General features: G+C 58.4%; 16 protein-coding genes and 3 pseudogenes. 4 read left to right on the forward strand and 15 right to left on the reverse strand.

The window, feature by feature from the left end:
• Positions 1–313: 313 nt before the first annotated feature.
• Positions 314–634 (forward strand): annotated as a pseudogene (locus tag ACVILI_RS20960) (LysR family transcriptional regulator); the annotation flags it as partial.
• A 519-nt stretch (positions 635–1,153) separates the two neighbouring features.
• Here ACVILI_RS20960 and ACVILI_RS20965 read toward each other — a convergent pair.
• From ACVILI_RS20965 to ACVILI_RS21010, 10 genes and pseudogenes are all read right to left on the reverse strand, one after another.
• Positions 1,154–2,371 (reverse strand): annotated as a pseudogene (locus ACVILI_RS20965) (recombinase family protein); the annotation flags it as partial.
• 517 nt (positions 2,372–2,888) lie between these two features.
• Complete coding sequence (locus ACVILI_RS20970; RefSeq protein WP_141700864.1) at positions 2,889–3,374, reverse strand: hypothetical protein; 486 nt, start codon at positions 3,372–3,374, stop codon at positions 2,889–2,891.
• Positions 3,375–3,405: 31 nt separating this feature from the next.
• Positions 3,406–3,795, reverse strand: coding sequence for a recombinase family protein (locus ACVILI_RS20975; protein WP_083246459.1), 390 nt, complete (start codon positions 3,793–3,795; stop codon positions 3,406–3,408).
• 728 nt (positions 3,796–4,523) lie between these two features.
• Positions 4,524–4,677 (reverse strand): annotated as a pseudogene (locus ACVILI_RS20980) (IS481 family transposase); the annotation flags it as partial.
• A 95-nt stretch (positions 4,678–4,772) separates the two neighbouring features.
• Positions 4,773–5,543, reverse strand: a complete 771-nt coding sequence (locus ACVILI_RS20985) for an ATP-dependent metallopeptidase FtsH/Yme1/Tma family protein (protein ID WP_051726802.1) — start codon at positions 5,541–5,543, stop codon at positions 4,773–4,775.
• A 42-nt stretch (positions 5,544–5,585) separates the two neighbouring features.
• The gene (locus ACVILI_RS20990) at positions 5,586–5,924 is read right to left on the reverse strand and encodes a DUF6634 family protein (RefSeq protein WP_051726803.1); all 339 of its coding nucleotides are present in this window, start codon (positions 5,922–5,924) and stop codon (positions 5,586–5,588) included.
• Positions 5,918–7,774, reverse strand: coding sequence for an AAA family ATPase (locus ACVILI_RS20995; RefSeq protein WP_069090400.1), 1,857 nt, complete (start codon positions 7,772–7,774; stop codon positions 5,918–5,920). Before ACVILI_RS20995 ends, ACVILI_RS20990 begins: the two co-directional genes overlap by 7 nt.
• Positions 7,774–7,986: a hypothetical protein gene (locus ACVILI_RS21000; RefSeq protein WP_141700865.1), complete on the reverse strand. Its 213-nt coding sequence runs from the start codon at positions 7,984–7,986 to the stop codon at positions 7,774–7,776. Before ACVILI_RS21000 ends, ACVILI_RS20995 begins: the two co-directional genes overlap by 1 nt.
• Before the next feature lie 368 nt (positions 7,987–8,354).
• Positions 8,355–9,143, reverse strand: a complete 789-nt coding sequence (locus tag ACVILI_RS21005) for a hypothetical protein (protein ID WP_069090401.1) — start codon at positions 9,141–9,143, stop codon at positions 8,355–8,357.
• Positions 9,144–9,796: 653 nt separating this feature from the next.
• Positions 9,797–10,138: a Crp/Fnr family transcriptional regulator gene (locus ACVILI_RS21010; protein ID WP_457102584.1), complete on the reverse strand. Its 342-nt coding sequence runs from the start codon at positions 10,136–10,138 to the stop codon at positions 9,797–9,799.
• A gap of 89 nt (positions 10,139–10,227) precedes the next feature.
• On the opposite strand from ACVILI_RS21010, the gene istA reads away from it, so the two are divergent.
• Positions 10,228–11,739: an IS21 family transposase gene (gene istA / locus ACVILI_RS21015; protein ID WP_148307437.1), complete on the forward strand. Its 1,512-nt coding sequence runs from the start codon at positions 10,228–10,230 to the stop codon at positions 11,737–11,739.
• Positions 11,740–11,751: 12 nt separating this feature from the next.
• A complete protein-coding gene (istB, locus tag ACVILI_RS21020; RefSeq protein WP_038646815.1) occupies positions 11,752–12,507 on the forward strand; it encodes an IS21-like element helper ATPase IstB in 756 nt (251 codons plus the stop codon).
• A gap of 63 nt (positions 12,508–12,570) precedes the next feature.
• Here the strand turns inward: istB and ACVILI_RS21025 are convergent, their stop codons facing one another.
• From ACVILI_RS21025 to ACVILI_RS21040, 4 genes are all read right to left on the reverse strand, one after another.
• Positions 12,571–13,128 carry a Crp/Fnr family transcriptional regulator gene (locus ACVILI_RS21025; protein WP_457102585.1) on the reverse strand — a complete coding sequence of 186 codons (558 nt, stop codon included), beginning with the start codon at positions 13,126–13,128 and terminating at the stop codon, positions 12,571–12,573.
• A 578-nt stretch (positions 13,129–13,706) separates the two neighbouring features.
• Positions 13,707–14,135, reverse strand: coding sequence for a L,D-transpeptidase (locus tag ACVILI_RS21030; RefSeq protein WP_069090402.1), 429 nt, complete (start codon positions 14,133–14,135; stop codon positions 13,707–13,709).
• A gap of 251 nt (positions 14,136–14,386) precedes the next feature.
• Entirely contained in the window at positions 14,387–14,632 is a 246-nt protein-coding gene (locus ACVILI_RS21035; protein WP_141700866.1) for a hypothetical protein, read from the reverse strand.
• A gap of 27 nt (positions 14,633–14,659) precedes the next feature.
• Positions 14,660–15,307, reverse strand: coding sequence for a BON domain-containing protein (locus tag ACVILI_RS21040; RefSeq protein ID WP_457102586.1), 648 nt, complete (start codon positions 15,305–15,307; stop codon positions 14,660–14,662).
• A gap of 255 nt (positions 15,308–15,562) precedes the next feature.
• Between ACVILI_RS21040 and ACVILI_RS21045 the strand changes: the two genes are divergently transcribed.
• On the forward strand, positions 15,563–16,108 hold the full coding sequence (locus ACVILI_RS21045; RefSeq protein WP_083246461.1) for a host attachment protein: 546 nt from the start codon (positions 15,563–15,565) through the stop codon (positions 16,106–16,108).
• Here the strand turns inward: ACVILI_RS21045 and ACVILI_RS21050 are convergent.
• Positions 16,105–16,602: a CDP-archaeol synthase gene (locus ACVILI_RS21050; RefSeq protein WP_051726806.1), complete on the reverse strand. Its 498-nt coding sequence runs from the start codon at positions 16,600–16,602 to the stop codon at positions 16,105–16,107. The two genes, ACVILI_RS21045 and ACVILI_RS21050, sit on opposite strands and share 4 nt — an antisense overlap.
• Positions 16,603–16,630: the final 28 nt, after the last annotated feature.

Here is a 16,630-nt window from a genome sequence, read left to right on the forward strand (position 1 = left end):
TTCTGCGCGATAGATGTGAGCTTCGTCGGGAGAACGCAATCCCCGCCCCGTGTCCCCTGCGCCGTCATGGGCGGCAGCGACGAGACGGCAGCCTGTCAACCGGAGGCGCCCAGCGGCCGTGGCGGACAGTCTCTTCGCCACACTTTGCGTGGTGTCTTTCGTCACGCCATTGGAACGTTGCGACCCGCATCACATCGCCAAAGATGCTCAGGAACTGGATCATGGTCGGTCTCCTTTGACGCGATTAGACCGCCGCTGGCCTTGGCCTTCAAACGAGTATAATTTCCACTTCGGATAATCCTGGGTTATGCGAATGAAGCGCGGGCGGCTGCCTTTGACGGCATTGAGGAGTTTCGAGGCGGCGGGCCGGCACCTTAGCTTCAGCAAGGCCGCCGAGGAGCTTTTCGTTTCCCAGGCGGCGATCAGCCGCCAGATCCGCGAACTTGAAACCTTCCTGCGCCAGCCCTTGTTCGAACGTCACCATCGCCGCGTCGAACTGACCGACACCGGCCGCCGGCTGCTTGATCAGCTTGTCACAAGTTTCGACGCCATCGATCGGCTGCTCGGCGAATTGGTGGCAGCGCCGGCGCAGTCCGTGGTTCGTGTCAGCGTCGAGCCGCCATCTGCGAACATATCTACGAACCCCGGGTACGCCACCGACACCGCCCTCGCTTTGCCCCGTCGCGCTGACTGCATCCCTCAGATCCGAGACGCGGCCGTGGATACGCACGAACCGCTCGCCCACCTCAACCTGTGCGACGATCGTGGCCAAATAGATTTTCGCAACCGCTCGATTTGATCCAAACAGCAGTTCTTCCATTTGGGATCGGAAGAAAGCTATCCTCGCAGGAGTTACCTCAGAGCGTTCGGAACCTTTCGCAAGCGCTTCGGACATCAGGTGACTAGCTGCCGCTAATTCGCTTGACACCAACTCTAGCTCCCTTTGGAAGGTAGGCTGGGAAGTAATGGATGGTGCGAGCTTTGCAGTCGCCATAATACCTTGCAAGGCCGTTTCCGCGGCCTTCATTCGCGCCTGAAATTCAGGGATCTTCCCGTCGGCACGGGTGCGCTGCCGTGCGTCGCGTTCGCTCAGTCGGATGAGCAGGTCTGACAAGCGATTTTCGTCAAGGATCCGGTCCTTTAGGGAATCGAGGACCGCGGAATCAAGCGTGCCTTCCGGAATCCGCGGTCCACTGCAACGATCTAATCCCCGACTGTCTGCGCTGCACCGATAGTACCGATACACTACGCCAAGCTTCCCCGTGCCCGTCCCCAACGTCATTGATGCGCCGCACTTGCACCGGGCGATTCCCGCTAGAAGTAGTGGACTGCTTATGAGTTTCGCCCCATGCATCTTTGGGTTGCGTCTCTCAAGGAGCAGTTGAACCTCTTCGAACATTTGACGAGCTACAATCGCTGGGATGCCCATCAGTATGGGATCCTGGTCCTCGATAAACTCGTTCTCTGATGGATTCACGAACCAGTAGTAGTCGCCGTAATAGGCCGGGTTTGTAAGCATCTTGTGGATTGCTTGGCCACCCCAGCGTGCACCATCGCGGGTCCGGTAGCCTCGTTTGTTGAGCCACTTAGCGATAGCCTGTAACCCAAGTGGCGGCCCTTCGCCGTCGCCATAAAGGGCCATTGAGTAGATCCTTTCAACCACGCCGCGCTCTTCATGCCGGATTGCCACCCATTTTCTTGACGGATTATCTCCTGCTGGAATCAGTCGATATCCAAAGAGCGGAGGACCACCAGGCCAATGGCCAATTTCAACCATTCGGCGCCTTGCCCGAATTGAATCCACAGCCGATCGGAGCGAGTGAAACTCATCAAAGAGATTAGAAATCCGCTTTGAAATCATTCCACCCGCGTCTTTTGCAAAGGTTTGAGAAACGGAGACGATCTCGATGTTGTGCTGAACCAACAGTTTCTCGTAAATTGCATAATCGCTCGACGAGCGGGCGAACCTAGACGTATTGTGAATGAGAATTTTCTCAAAGGGCCTTTCTTGGGATTGCGAGTCAGCAATCATCCTCTGAAACTGCGGGCGGGCAGCCGTTTTCGCCGAAACGCCTTCTTCTATGTAGACAGCAACAATGATCCACCCCTCCTGCTTGCAGAGCGCTCTTAGCTGGGCTTCCTGATCAGGTATGGAAAGATTGCTTTGGACGCTTTTGTCGCTCGAAACACGCAGATAAAGTGCAACGCGGATGGTCTTCAGTGCAGTAGAGCTGGATAGGATATCCTTTCCGCGCAGCCGTGCGCGCCGCGATGCGATGGTCTCCGGCTTCCGTACTTTTGACGTGCCAACGATATCTGCAAATGAAAATGTAGAAACTCCCTTTGCAGAGGATTTTACTCTTTTAGCCATGTATTTCTCCAGACTTGTAGTGGGGTGAAACCACCTGCTTGACAGGTGGTCCTTCCCTCTATTCAGGTAGCTGTATGGTCGGTTTCACCTTGGCGAGAGGGGCTTTGGAGCGAAGCGGGCTATTGTATGATCCTGGGCTCCCAGTTCTCAAAACTGATGGCACCTTTCAGAATGACCTCTAAGGTTTCGATTTCGCCCTCAGTGACGGTCGGGACTAGAGGCATCAAGATTTGCACGATGTGCGGCCGGCGTCTGCGCGAAGCGCCGCGACGGTTGGTGACGGCGATCGCGCTCCGACGAGATGCGGGACTTAGTGGCGATCGTCTGGTTCGGTCCAAAATCTTGCGGCGCGTCGGTGATCTTGGCGCTTCCGGAAAGACGACAGGTTGATCGGTGCCCGGCCCGCTTGGTCCGGAGCTCTTTGATGATCTCTTACCTAATGACATAACGCCTCACACACATTTGGCCCTCGGAACAGACTGGCGGGCGGCGACCACTAACTCCCCTTCGAATGCGGTTATTCCTCCCAGCTACTGTTGGGGTCTGACGGTTGGGACGCGATCGCGACGAAATCAAAAATGCGGATCGTGCTGTCCGATTTAGACGGAGCTCTGCGTCGCGTTTTCGTGACTACCGTCACAGCGCTGGGTTGAAAGGGCGTAACCTGCGGGCGCATAGACCCGGCGTTCGCTTCGGTCGGTTGCAGCTCAGCGATGAGTTCCGCAGCTGTGATCTCTTCAATGCCAAGTTTGTACGCCAATGCTTTCACCTGGTAATTTTTCCGCAGGAGTACCTCGTCCAGATCGATGTAAGAATCCCACGGAGATGGTGGACTGGTGTTTAGTGTAGAGACCAACTCCATCCAGTTCCGATAGCCGTAGACTCGCGCCATGGCGTGTTTGGCTGCAGTCAACTTGAGTTCAATGCCCTTCTCCACGCCACGCCGCCTTAACTTCTTGGCCATGCTTCTCGGACGTGCATCGGTTGCGAAATGAATACGCATTATTTATCCTCCCGCTTGTGTCTCTGAGAATTTAGAGAAAGTTTTTGTCCACGAAATAAGGCCAATACGATGATATTTGCTCGCTCTGCGGCGTTCTAATTTCTATCCCAGCACCTTTTATTATCTTCACAATCTGGCGCTGGGCGATTATTGAACGTCCCAGCCGCGAAAAATCACGGACAAGTATTATGTCGAACCTGCGCGGTTTGGTTTTAACCGCTGCCAGGAGCTCATTAAGCGCAGGACGTTCGAAGCAATGGCCCGATATTGCCTGGTCGAGACAACATTTTACCACCTGCCAACCCATTTTGACGCAGTAGGCGGTCAACTCCGCCTGTTGGACCGCGACGTTTGATGCGGGGTGGGATTGGTCCTCAGTGGCGGACCGGCAATAGATTCCAGTTCGTGGGGCTCTCGTCATTCTCAGGTCTCCCCAGGTTGCTCCTCGGAAATTTCTCTGTCTTTTCCGGTGGCGGGCGGGTCTCGCCCAGTTGGTCTCAATCAGTCTTTCAGTACTCACGATAGAAAGTCATTCTGTATATTGGTCGGCATGTCAATCCCATTGAATGAAGCGTTGTTTCGCCTATCCGAGCCATTTGTCCGGATTTTGGCGAATATTTGAGAACGTATTCAGCCTTAACGACCACGATTAATATGAGTACATTGGAGATGAGCGAATCCTTTCGCGGACCAATGTCATCTATAGTGTCAACAATTGCATGCAAAGTGTCCACCGCAAGGATCTAATCCTTCCGGCAAAGGATTCCGGCCGCCCCCCAGCACCCGGTGCTTGCTCCGGCGCTCTCATGAAATGGACGGGGCACGAATCCTTGATGAGGCCAGTCGGATACCCCGTCTTCGTTCTGCTCAAAGGAGGCCCGACTGAGGGTCTGAGACTGCTCGGGCGGACGGATATATCCTCTTGCGAGCGAAAATAATTTCGGGCTTTTTCACTGCTCTGCTCCGTCAGTGCGCGGCGGATGGGCAATCGCCCGAAAGTCCTCCCGACGCCTGCAGCGTTGCCAATGCGCCAGAGTCGGGTCGCCCCGCACTAACCAACGGGCCTCTCTGGGATCATTCGTGCCCTTAACCGCGCCAGCTTGCGGTGGTGCCGTCCCGGTTCTTGGGGCAAGGTCGGCGAACTGTATGGCCGTTATCGGTGAGCACGGTGTGGATTTTGTAGGGGACAGCTTCGACGAACTCCTCAAGGAAGGTCTTGCCGGTGACGGTGGTCGCCTTCTGCCATCAGCCGAGCGAAGGCGAACTTCGAGGTCCGGTCCACCGCCACGAAGAGGTGGAGTTTGACGCGCTCGGCAATCAGCGGATTGTAGATCAGCAGCGAAGACCGAAACGAGAAGTCGAAGTCACTCGACCGTCCACCATCGTACGAAATCATGCTCATGCCGAGAATCCAGCATGAATCATCCGACTACGGACCCGGATGAGAACCGCATTCAGATCATTCCCTTCCAGCGTTCCATGCCTGATGAGAGCCTCGGCGAGGAACTCGATTGCGGCACTGTTGCGCCGGATCAGGTTGCGCGCGCGCGCATAGGCACCCTCAAGTCGGTCATTGATCCGTTCCGCCAGCGAAGGATGGTAGGTGAGTAGCGTGGAGCGGTCTTCCATCGGTCGATGTAGAAGGGGCATCTCCGCTGCAAAGCCGAAGACAGTTTCCATTTGAGTGGCCAGCGCCGTTGCGGTTGCCAGATCACTGGTGGAAGAACCGCCGGAACCTGCGGTGACCGATCCCAGAATTTCATATTCCGCCGCACGTCCGGCCATTCTCATCACCAGCACTGCGCCACCCAAATCCTCGGTCTCTTCGTTTAGGTCGGGAATCTCGGCTTCGATGTAACCGCCGGCCGCACTGTCGATAGTGATCGCGGTGATTTTGCCGATCCCGAGAGTGAGGTAGGCAATAGCGTGCCCGGACTCATGAACGGCCATTCGCCACCGCAGTGTATGTGGCCTTTGGGGACGACCGGAAGTGAGGATGTCGAAGAGGTCGGAGTACACGAGAGCACGCTGTTCGCGACGCGCCTTATGGCGCGCCTCTCGGACCAGTCTTTCAATGTCGGCTCCGGTCAGCCCCGCCGCCTTCAGCGCCAGTGCGCGGAGAACTTCGGGGACTGCGGCGTTGCCCGCAGGGCTTTCGTCAACAGTCATGTACGCCTCCCTGGAGCAGTGAGAATAGGGGCATCCCGCGTTTCACGAGTCACCGAACGAGCGGCCATGCCTGCCAAGTTTGTACCAGCGCGACAAAGTGCGAGCCCACTTCCCGTCCGTCGACATCAGCCACAGGTCCGAGGTGGTGATCGGCCGCTCATCGCCCGTGAGCCTCGGATGGCCCGTGGAAAGCCCGACGAGGCACGGGCTCGAGCGTCCACCGACAAGCCAGCTGTCGAGGCGTGGAGCATTTTCGACCAAGTCTTCGACCGGAGTGCCAAGGCCCACCTGCTCCATATCGGAAACAAGCGCCGACAGCCGGCCCAGTTCGACCTCGAATGCCCAGCTCTGAATCTGGCTGCCAGGTTTGAACGTCAGCATTGAAACGCCCTTTTGTCTGTAGTGTCGGAGATTTCGGATTTTGGATCGCGATCCGTGCCCGACGGCCGCGCAGGGGCACTGGCGACTACGGAGGTGAGATCCCCCTTAAGATGATGGCGTAGGATTCCTGCCAGCGCCGTCGTGTCGGGTTTTGGGATAATGATGTGCGTCTCAAGCCTTCCAGAACGGACAATGGCGGGATCGATCGCGGATGGGCGGTTGGTAGCGCCAATGACGATGACGCCAGACGATTTTGCAACGCCGTCCAGAAGCTCAAGCGCGCGATTTACGATTGTGTTCCAGTAGGTCGACCATTCCCCTTCGGTGCCCCGCTTGCCGATGCCGTCGATTTCGTCAATGAATAGAATCGATGGCGCGGCGGCTTCCGCCTCGGCGAAGGCTGCACTCATTCGTTTCAGGGCGTCCCCAAGATAGCCGGGCTCAAGCCAGGTCGCGACCGAAGTCGCAATCAGCGGAATCTGCAAACTGTTGCAGAGCGCCTCTGCGAAGCTTGTCTTGCCCGTTCCTGGTGGACCGCTGAGCAAGAGCTTCACACTCATGGATTCCCAAGTGAGCTTTCCTGCCCGCCACAACTCGACGTCTTCCTTCAGGCCGAGTGCCCAATCCTTGGCCTTGCCATACCCGGTCAGCGTTTCCACGCGGGGAATGAAGCGGTCCCGTTCGGTGCCTGTCAGCACGGCCGGATGGCGGCGCGCGCTGCCCGATCCTGGATTGTCGCGCCCGGATTTTGAGGCCCTCGTGCCGCTGGATGATTTTCGGCCGGAATCCTTGTCTGTAGTGCCGCTGCCAGTCTCCTGCTCGACGGCAGATGCGAGCCGCATGCGGGCAAGGTCATCCAGAAGGTCAAGGGCGCGTCGCACGGACGTTCCTGGCCGGATCGCGAGCGCCAGATCGGAGAGCGTCAGCGCTGATGCATGGGCGTGGGCGATGCCAGCTTCCGACACTGTTCCAAGAACCGCGCGCATGGTCTGGCGGATGATGCCCATGTCCATCGGACCGCAGGTCAGATTGATCCGGGCGGCGTGTCGGAGGAGCTCCGGAAGTCGATCATCGCTCTCGGCAACGCCAAGGATCGGATAGACACTCCGGGCGGCGCCTGCGACGCATCGCTCGGCCTGCTGTTCATCACCTGCCTCGAAATCTTGCCCCTGGAAGGTGACCACCCGCCAGCGGGGATCACCGGGGACTTGGGCGAAGCGGAGTCCATAACCATCCCTCGCGACGTTATTGCCGTTGCAAGATGCTACGATGCCGGGAAGAACCAGCCCCCGCCCGAGCAGGTCGAGGAATGCTTCCTCGAATCCTGCGACGCGCCCGGTGATAGTCATGATGGGACTGGGGAAACGCAGCGCCTCCAGGACTTCGTCGACCGGTGTCGCGCTCATGGTGATCGACTGGGCGACGAGCAGCATGGTAGCGACGTCTAGCGCGCGCAGAGGCTCCGCCGACCGGCGCACAGTGCGGAGCAGGTTTGCCGTATCCGGAAGACGGTCTGCAAAGGATCGCGACGCACCGCTGCCCTTCCGGAGTCCTTTGGTACCGCGACCGGCTGAACTCTCCAAATCCTCCATCGCAATGCCGTACACGTCGTCTTCCGTCGCTCTGCCAGATCTGGGACCGCCATTGCCGCTATGCTGGATCAGACGCGAGATCTCGGCCTGCGATTTGCCGGCGACAGCTGGCCCCGGCGTGAAGGTCCGCAACTTCCGCCCTTCCGACGTCCGAAGCCTCTCAACAAGGATTCCACCTTCCACGGCATGGTCGATGGCGTCAGCCTCCGCGCGGTGGCGGAGACGCCAAAGGAGATGATTTGCAAGACGGATATCCATCACCCAGGCCTCCGCTTCGAGCGCGTCAAAGGTTTCAGGTTGAGGAGCCCGGACGCGTCGCACCACTCGGCGACCATGATGCAGGCCGGATCACCTTCCTCGATCCGTCGAGTCAGCAGTTCGATGATGACGGTCGGAATGGGTACCCGCTGGGCGAGGCTGATCCGTGCATAATGGATGACGAGACCCACCGTCACAGCAGGATCTTCCATAGGCTTGATCCTGCAGTCGCAAGCCGTGATGCCGCCGGCGCGCCTGAGCTCGGCACAGGATTCGCTGTGTCCGAGGAGCATCAGAAGCGGAAGCGAGGCAGTCGCCTTCCTTGGCTTGACGGTTGGCGCCACGGTGTGGGTTGCCGATGCGGGCGACCTCCTAGGTTTCGACCTTGGGGCTGCTCCGACGCCGTTGCCCACGCCTGCAGGATTCGCCTGCTTCTGTTTCCTGGTACTTGGCGCTTCGACTGTGAGCCGCGAAGGCTCCTTCCAGGGGACGGGTTTTCTCATGGGGACATACTCCTCCCGTTCCGCAGCATGCTGCGGTCGGTGATGTCGACAATGGAGCGCTGGAATCGCCTTTGGCGTCAGTGCAGGCTCGGCCTTCGGGCGTATCCGAAGCGGGACTGTTGCGTCACGGACGCCTGCAACGGAACGACAGAGGCCTGTTCGTGCCCAACTGGCGGATGGTCGCCCGCGGGATTCGCTCCGTCGAGGTACTTGTCAGGTTCGACGTGGTCGCCCGCCAGCGTCCGGCAGCGGCGCGCGAGCTCATCCTGGACCCGACCGGAGAACGCTTCCCGGATCAGCCTGATGGAGCCGGCAGCGCCCTCGGATTCGAGAAGGTCGTCGATCTCCGAAAGTCGGAAGACACCCCGCTCGGGATCGGACACCTGATCGGCTCCGTCGACGATAGCGGTCTCGATCTTCACCAGGAGCGGCCCCTGGTGTTCAGCCACCCATTCCGGCGCTATCGCCGCCACCGCCAGCATCCTGAACCGCAGCCGGTCCACTTCCTGAGGACGGTAGGAGCCGAGGCTTCGCTTGATGTCCAGGATTAGCCCGCTGTGTGTTGTTCTGTTCACCACAAACAGGTCAGGCTTGTAGGTCTCGGTCGAATGCACTCGAGACGGAAAGCGCACACCCTTGATCTCCTCAGACGGCGTCCGCTTCAGCATCTCCTGCGCGGCGGGCACGATCGGCATCGCTTTCGTCGGCAATAGTTTCAGATTGGGGTTCCGCTGGACGGCTAGCTCGACGGCCATTTCCAACAACCGGCCTTCCTGCATCACCGCCGAACGGAAGAAGCCGAAGAGCGACGCATACTCGCCGAAGGTGATGTCGCCCCGGACCTCTCCGGCGAGCGCCGCCTTCATGGCTTCATCGACCAGCCTGTCGATGTCGTTGTCGAAGGCTCCAGGCGGTGGCGATCCAGTCGATTGTCCCAAATGTCGTCTATGACCCGATTGCCGTACCGTCGAACTCCGCCGGTCCCCTTCCGGACGGCGGAAATGCCATCTATCACTTCTCATAGCCCAAGACCTCTTACCAGGTTGCGGGTCAGGCCTGCGTTGGTGCTTCTAACACCAGCGGGGGCCGCCTGTTGCTGCTCCGCTAGCGAAGCACGCGCAATCGATCGGGATCCGGATTGGATCTCAAGCCCAGAGCCCGTACATGGTTAATTCGTCCGTCTCATCGCGACGGTTCGTTCAAACGGGCAAGTTGCGCCAGAAGCGGTAGTTCCCACCCAAGGATGAACGTCCGCAACAGCCAAGCGAACGTCGCCCATTACTGGCGAAGACTGATGGCCGTACAATTAGATCCCCTTAAGCGTCGGCAGATTTCCCGTTTGCTGGACGCGGAAACCAAGAAGCTTCAACGCGCGCAACGGGTAGATTAACGAGGCGCAAAAAGAGACGGAATCCCGGTAGTAGCGATCGACGCTTTAGGGGCAACTTCGGTGACAGATTCCCCCCACTCGGTATTACTCAAGATGTTGAGAGCGACTTCTGAGCCTCATGCAGCATGCTTAGTGGCCGCGCAGGAGCTTGTCGTAATATGCCTTGACGGTGCCGTAGCACTCGCAAGTGCTCTCCAATAGGCCCGGCACATTGATGATTTCGATGTGCCCCCGGTGATATCGGATCAGGCCGGCGTGCTGGAGCGTATTCGCAACGATGGACACGCTGTTGCGTTGAGTGCCCAGCATCTGAGCCAGAAACTCCTGTGTAAATGACAGGGTGTCGCTTCCGGAGAGATCGCGGGTGCGGATTCCGACGTGAAGCCGGCCGCCATTCCGATCAAACACCGGCCACCATTCCGGTATGAAGCCGGCCACCATTCCAACCAAAGACCGGCCGGTTTTCGGCACTGAAGATTACCTCCTGGGTCAGCAACTTTGGCATCAATTACCTCGCGATGAACGAGGACATTTTGATGCCGGCAAAGAGAAGGCTGACCATGAGACAGTTGAGACAAATGCTTCGGCTTGCCGGAAGCGGGACCAGCTCCCGCGAGATTGCGGTCGTGCTGGGAATAGCACGCAGTACGGTGCAGGATAATCTGCGGCGCGCAGCGGCAATCGGGTTGAGCTGGCCCCTGCCAGGCGAGCTGACCGATGACGCGCTTGAGAACAAACTCTTCGCTCGCAATGGCGTCAAGCAGGGCACGCGGCGGCGCACAGAGCCGAACTGGGCCCATCTTGCCGTCGAGCTCAAGAAGCCGGGCGTCACGCTCCTCATCTTGTGGGAGGAGTATCGAGGAAGTCATCCCGACGGATATGGCTACAGCCGGTTCTGCGAGCTCTTTCGCAGCTTCGAACAGCGGCTTTCGCCGACGATGCGCCAGGAACACGCCGCCGGCGACAAGGTCTTCGTCGACTATTCCGGCAAGAAGATCCCGATCGTTGATCGAGACACCGGCGAGATCCGTGAGGCGGAGATCTTCGTGGCAGTGCTGGGTGCGTCCAGCTTGACCTATGCCGAAGCGACCTGGACCCAGACACTGCCGGATTGGATTGGTTCACACGTCAGGATGTTTCGTTTCTTTGATGGCGTTCCCCGCCTGATCGTCCCCGACAATCTGAAGTCGGGCGTCAGCCGCGCCAGCTTCTACGATCCCGAGATCAATCGCAGCTACGGCATGATGGCATCCCATTATGGCGTCGGCGTTCTTCCGGCACGGCCGCGACGGCCGAAGGACAAATCGAAAGTCGAGAACGGCGTGCGTTTCGCCCAGTCATGCATTCTGGGGCGGCTGCGCAACCAGACCTTCTTCTCGCTGGCCGAGGCCAATGCCGCAATTCGCCAGGCACTCAATCGCATCAATGATCACGTCATGCGTCGGCTGGGCGTCAGTCGCCGGCAACTGTTTGAGAGCGTCGAGCGTGCTGCGCTGGCAAGCCTTCCGAGCGAAGACTACGAATTCGCCGAGTGGCGTTTGGCCCGCGTCTCGACGGATTACCACGTCGAGTTCAAGACCTTCTTCTATTCCGTACCGCACAACCTCATTCGTCAGCAAGTCGATCTGAGGGCAACGGCACGCACCATCGAGATCTTCCACCGCGGCAAGCGCATTGCCGTCCATCAGCGCCGCTATGGCGGCCCTCGTCATGGGACGGATCCGGATCATATGCCCAGCTCCCACCGGCGATATGCCGAGTGGACGCCGGATCGTTTCCGTCGCTGGGCCGCATCCGTCGGGCCCGAGACGGAAGGCTTGGTTGTCGCAATCCTCGCCAGCCGCCCACATCCTGAACAAGGCTTTCGAACATGCCTGGGTGTCCTTCGCCTGTTTCGCGATGTCACACGCGATCGCGCCGAAGCCGTCTCAGCCCGCGCTGTCGAGATCGGTGGGCTGAACTGCAAGAGCATCGCCTCGCTCATCGCCAATCACAAGGCCGCAAGGCATTCCACCGAACCGACCGCCATCGTCGATCACGCCAATCTGCGTGGCCCTGATTACTTCCATTGAGGAGACATACCAATGCTCATCCATCCGACCATCAACATGCTGCGCGAACTCGGCCTTCATGGCATGGCCACTGCCTTCCAGGAACTCGACGCACAATCCGAAGCACGCGGCCTCGAGCATGGCGAATGGCTTGCCATGCTGCTCGAGCGCGAGGCTACCATGCGCCGCCAGAAGCGTTTCGAAGCCCGCGCCAGAGCTGCAAAACTTCGCCATGACGCACAGATCGAGAATGCCGACTTTCGTGCCGCACGCGGTCTTGATCGCAATCTGTTCATGGCGCTCGCCGGCTGCGACTGGATCAGAAAGCATCACAGTCTTCTCATCACCGGGCCGGCCGGCGTCGGCAAGAGCTGGCTGGCCTGTGCGCTTGGCCACAAAGCTTGCCGAGAGGATTTCTCCGTCGCCTATCACCGCGTTCCCCGGCTGTTTGCAACGCTTGCCCTCGCGAGAGGCGACGGACGTTATGGCCGGATCCTCAAGCAACTCGCCAAAACCGACCTTCTCATTCTCGATGACTGGGGACCGGAAAAACTCAATGATGACCAGCGGCGTGATGTGCTTGAGATCATTGAAGACCGCTACGAACGCCGATCGACAATCGTCACCAGTCAGCTGCCCCTGGATCGCTGGTACGAGATCATTGCAAACCCAACCCTGGCCGATGCCATCCTGGACCGCCTCGTTCACAACGCCTATCGCATCGATCTCACCGGTGAAAGCATGCGAAAACAGCGCTCGCCGAGAGCGTCCGAAACAGCGCACGCTTGACCTGAAACGAAACCCAATCCAAACATCAACGAGACCCAGGATCAGTCCGAAAAATGGCCGGCTTCAAATCGGAACACCGGCCGGAATGAAATCGGAATGACTGGCCGGCTTCAAATCGGAATCGATGGCCGGCTTCGTCGGAATACGCACGCGGGCACGCAGCAGCCAGCGCGACAAGCGCGCTTGGACCGTATGAGACGCATTGCACGCAGCTGACTGCAGCGCTTGCGCGAAGATGACCTGTTCGTGCCGCATAAGGAGCGCGCGAAAGGGCGCGCTTTGGTCGGCCGCCGCCCGCAGACGGGAGGTCTCCAGCACCGATGCGTTTCCGGACAGTTGAATGATGGCTGTGTTCAGAGAGATCTTGCCATCCAGTGCGGCAAAGGCGCCGAACAGGCCGTCACTGCCAACCATTGCGACTTCCACAGTCGCTCCCGTTTCGAGCCTCACCACCATGGAAATGATCCCGCCATGGGGAAAATACACTTGAGCAATCTCGCCGCCGCCTTCGACCAAGACGGTTCCTTGCACCAATTCGACGGGTTTCAAGTGGGGGCGTAGAAATTCGAACGCTTCGGGCGCCAGCGACGACAATAGACGATTGGGCGAAACGGCGACCATGGCGCTCCCTTGGACAAGGCGGGAGCGCAGCTAACTCTCAGTCGCCGGCGCCTCAATTCGTGACCGGCGATGAGGCAAAAGTAGCTGCGCACCCGGCAATTGGCAAGCAAGCCAGATACTCCGCCACTCCAGAAATGACTATGCACGGTACCGGGCAGACGCCGAGCCTCGCCAGGGCACAAATTGCGCGTAAAGCGCAAATCTGGGCGCCGCTGACTTACAGATGCTCCTAAACGCTTCGGCCCGTTAGGGGGGCCTGATGCCACACAGATACGCTGAGTTTGTGCACCTGGAAAATATCAAGCACTTCGAAGAGAGGCTGGAGAGGGAATCCGACCTCGCTACTCGGAAGACGCTTTTGCAGTCGCTGGACGAGGAACGGACAAAGCTTTCGCAGATAGAGGCTGCGACACGCAGGGCCGACAACCCAGCATAAGTCGCGGATAAAAGCGATATACCGCCATTGAGCTGGAATGATAACGTCGGCGGGAATTCCTCTCAACAATAGCTGACCCCTGCAGGCGAATTATGCACCTTCAAGGGAGTGCAGTGCCGTTCGTGGCGGCCCGTAGCTGATCTCATGGCCTGATTGTTATTTCGGTCGCGCCCTTGCCGTATAGTCTGACCAGTTCGAAGAGGCGACGTGCGTTAGCGGGGAGAAGCCGCACGCAACCATGAGATACCGGGCGCCCAAGTTTGCCGACCTCGTTCGTGCCGTGGATGGCATATCCGCCGCGAAAGAAGATCGAATATGGCATCGGCGATAAATCATACCGCGTGGAAAACCACGTCCTCTCAAGCCTAACCGGGTGAAAGTGCCCGACTGGCGTCCGGTATCCCCGCCGCGCCGTTGAGACCAGCCAGCTGTAGCGATCTCCACCATCCACCTCGACCATCATCCTTTGCTGTGAAAGATCGATCAGAACTTCGACTTTTGCCGCAAATGCATGCGTTGCCGGGAAGAGTTCAATCAATAGGACCGCGAGGGAGAACCAGGAAACGCGCAATGTCTTTCCTTTGCAGAGGACGACACAATCATGGAACCCTCCTATTCATTTTCCTGCGTCAACGATTTGATTTACATCACAATCATTGCCCAGAAGCGCGTTTGGATCGGACTTCATGCACCGTGCCACGTTCGTTTCGATGCCGTCGGCCAGTGCCGTGGCCACTGCAGACGCGCTTCAATCAATCAGATCAGCAGAGGATTATGATAGATAGGTCGATTGCCACGGCGTCAGCAAACTTTGCGGCCGGCTCAGCCGCGCGACTGGCTCCCATCAGCGAGAGGCGAGCGATACGCATCGCACTCCATCCAGATACAGATCGCAGTACGACCGCAGCGAGCAGTTTTCAGCGGCAAACTGATGAGCGTGGCGGCGATCTCATATTTCAGGCCGTAGAAAGCACTGTTCAGGTTGATATCTAAGATCTTCCGCCGGTCCTCTTGAGCGGCGTCGCTCTTATCACCGCCGTCAAGCCTGCAAAAAAGGAAAGCGGACACAATCGCCTCCCTTAGCATTCAGCCTTGTCACGCGATCATGATACGATCTTCGACCAGGTGAACCCCAGGGGCCGCCCACGCTGCCCTTACCGATGCACTCCGTTCGGCCCAAGTATGCACCTTGCCGTCGAGCCGGACCTTGCCGTCGGACACGCTGACATTTATTGCCTTCGCCTCGACTTCGGCATTGCGCTTCAGTGCATCTTCGATGCGCTTCTTGACATCAGACACTGACGCGTGGGGTTTCACCTCGATGTTGTTGTAGACACCGAGTACGCCCGCCAAATATTGAATGGCGTTGGCAGCGCCGGCTTTCTGGTATTGCCAGTCGACCATTCCAGTCAGGGTTACCCAGCCATTCTGGACCTTGACCTGAACAGCTCCTTCGGGAATTACCGTGTTCCAGGAGATGGTGTGGAGAGCACGCTTGGCGATCTCCTCGTCTGTGGTGACGTGGGAACCGTAAGGCCGCACTTCAATTTCCTGTGCCAGGCCTTTCACGCCTTTGACGGAAAGTGCCGCATTTTCCGCGGTAGCCTTCTGGGCGAAGGTCGAAACATGGCCCGTTAGTGTGACCACGCCGTTGTCCACGGCGACGCCGATATTGGCCGCGTCGATGCTGGGCTCAAACTCCAATTCATCGATGATGTCCTGCCGTAAAATATTGTCGTTCATTGTCGCACCCTTTCTACAAGCGAAAACCCTCCTTCTATCAGATTGCCCGAATGAGCTGGCTGTCGCGTTGACAAGGATCAAACAGGCGGACGTGCTCGCCTGCGGATCGAAGCTCGATGGACACGCATCAACAGGCCAGGTGCCGAAGCCCGAACCCGACGCAAGCTGTATTCGTGTGTCAAGGCGAGCTTCGATCCGTCATTGGCTAGACGGCGCTGCGGACGACGCATCAGCGATGAGGATGCAAGGGCAACATTGACCTCGATCAACAACAAAAGTCTTGGCCATAGTATGATTATGATGGCTGTTTTTAACGAGGCTATCATGAGACGGCAAAGGATCTGGGTTTTGGTCGCGGATGGAGCACGCGCGCGAATACTGCGCGATGTCTCATCGGCGGGGGAACCGTCCGGTGACGGTGATGAGCTGGTTTTTCACGCGGAACGACGGCAACTGCGCGAAATCATGGCCGACAGGCCTGGTCGCAGCTTCGCCTCTGTCGGGACGCGCCGATCGGCGATGGAGTACCATTCTGAGCCCGTGCGCGAGGAGGATCGAGCCTTTGCGTCAACGTTGGCCGACACGCTGCATAATCATCATCTTGCAAAGGATTTTGACCAACTCGTCGTCGTTGCCGCTCCCCAGATGTTAGGCGACCTTCGTCAGGCATTTCCGGAAAGCCTCCGCAAAGCCATTACCGCAGAGATCGCCAAGGACTTCACCAAGTTGCCGGCGCTCGAGCTTCGCGATGCGATCCGCAAGCTCGAAATAAATCGCCGATCGCCGGTAAGTGAGAACTAATAGGGCCTGTCTCGGACATGCAGCATATAGAGGAACCGGGACACCAACAGTTCCCCGATCCAAAACGCTCCAACACCGATTAGGATGTCCCAGACCGAAAATCCGACGAGGTTCCTGGCTACGAGGAAGGGCAACAGGGATTCCGGCACTTGATCGAAACCAGGGGCCTGGGCACTCGAAGCCAATCTCAGGCGGCGTTTGAGGAAGCTGGACAACATGTCGCCGACCATGGCGGTGAAACCGACGAGCATTCCGGTTTCGATGTCGAGCCCGATCATGGGAGCGCCCATCGCCGTTGCAAGGATTGCCAGGACCAACCCGCGGACCGTCTTTGACCGACCCAGAAGTGGTTGCCCGTCCCAGAAAAGACAACCGCCATCAATTGGCCAAGCAAGCCAGTCGCCAAGCATTTTCTTGGCGATCACGGGCACTCCGTTCGCGAGAGTGAGCAAAATGAGGAACTGGGTAATCGGCCAGAAACTAAGCTGCGACACGGTCTCTCCCTCCGAGAAGCGTCGAGGC

It is taken from the genome of Mesorhizobium sp. USDA 4775, from assembly GCF_054062655.1.

Bases quoted from the DNA above. Each gene is read 5' to 3' on its own strand.
- ACVILI_RS20970 (WP_141700864.1), bottom strand. From the start codon at position 3,374: ATGCGTATTCATTTCGCAACCGATGCACGTCCGAGAAGCATGGCCAAG.
- ACVILI_RS20975 (WP_083246459.1), bottom strand. From the start codon at position 3,795: ATGACGAGAGCCCCACGAACTGGAATCTATTGCCGGTCCGCCACTGAG.
- ACVILI_RS20985 (WP_051726802.1), bottom strand. From the start codon at position 5,543: ATGACTGTTGACGAAAGCCCTGCGGGCAACGCCGCAGTCCCCGAAGTT.
- ACVILI_RS20990 (WP_051726803.1), bottom strand. From the start codon at position 5,924: ATGCTGACGTTCAAACCTGGCAGCCAGATTCAGAGCTGGGCATTCGAG.
- ACVILI_RS20995 (WP_069090400.1), bottom strand. From the start codon at position 7,774: ATGGATATCCGTCTTGCAAATCATCTCCTTTGGCGTCTCCGCCACCGC.
- ACVILI_RS21000 (WP_141700865.1), bottom strand. From the start codon at position 7,986: ATGGAAGATCCTGCTGTGACGGTGGGTCTCGTCATCCATTATGCACGG.
- ACVILI_RS21005 (WP_069090401.1), bottom strand. From the start codon at position 9,143: ATGAAGGCGGCGCTCGCCGGAGAGGTCCGGGGCGACATCACCTTCGGC.
- istA (WP_148307437.1), top strand. From the start codon at position 10,228: ATGAGACAGTTGAGACAAATGCTTCGGCTTGCCGGAAGCGGGACCAGC.
- istB (WP_038646815.1), top strand. From the start codon at position 11,752: ATGCTCATCCATCCGACCATCAACATGCTGCGCGAACTCGGCCTTCAT.
- ACVILI_RS21025 (WP_457102585.1), bottom strand. From the start codon at position 13,128: ATGGTCGCCGTTTCGCCCAATCGTCTATTGTCGTCGCTGGCGCCCGAA.
- ACVILI_RS21040 (WP_457102586.1), bottom strand. From the start codon at position 15,307: ATGAACGACAATATTTTACGGCAGGACATCATCGATGAATTGGAGTTT.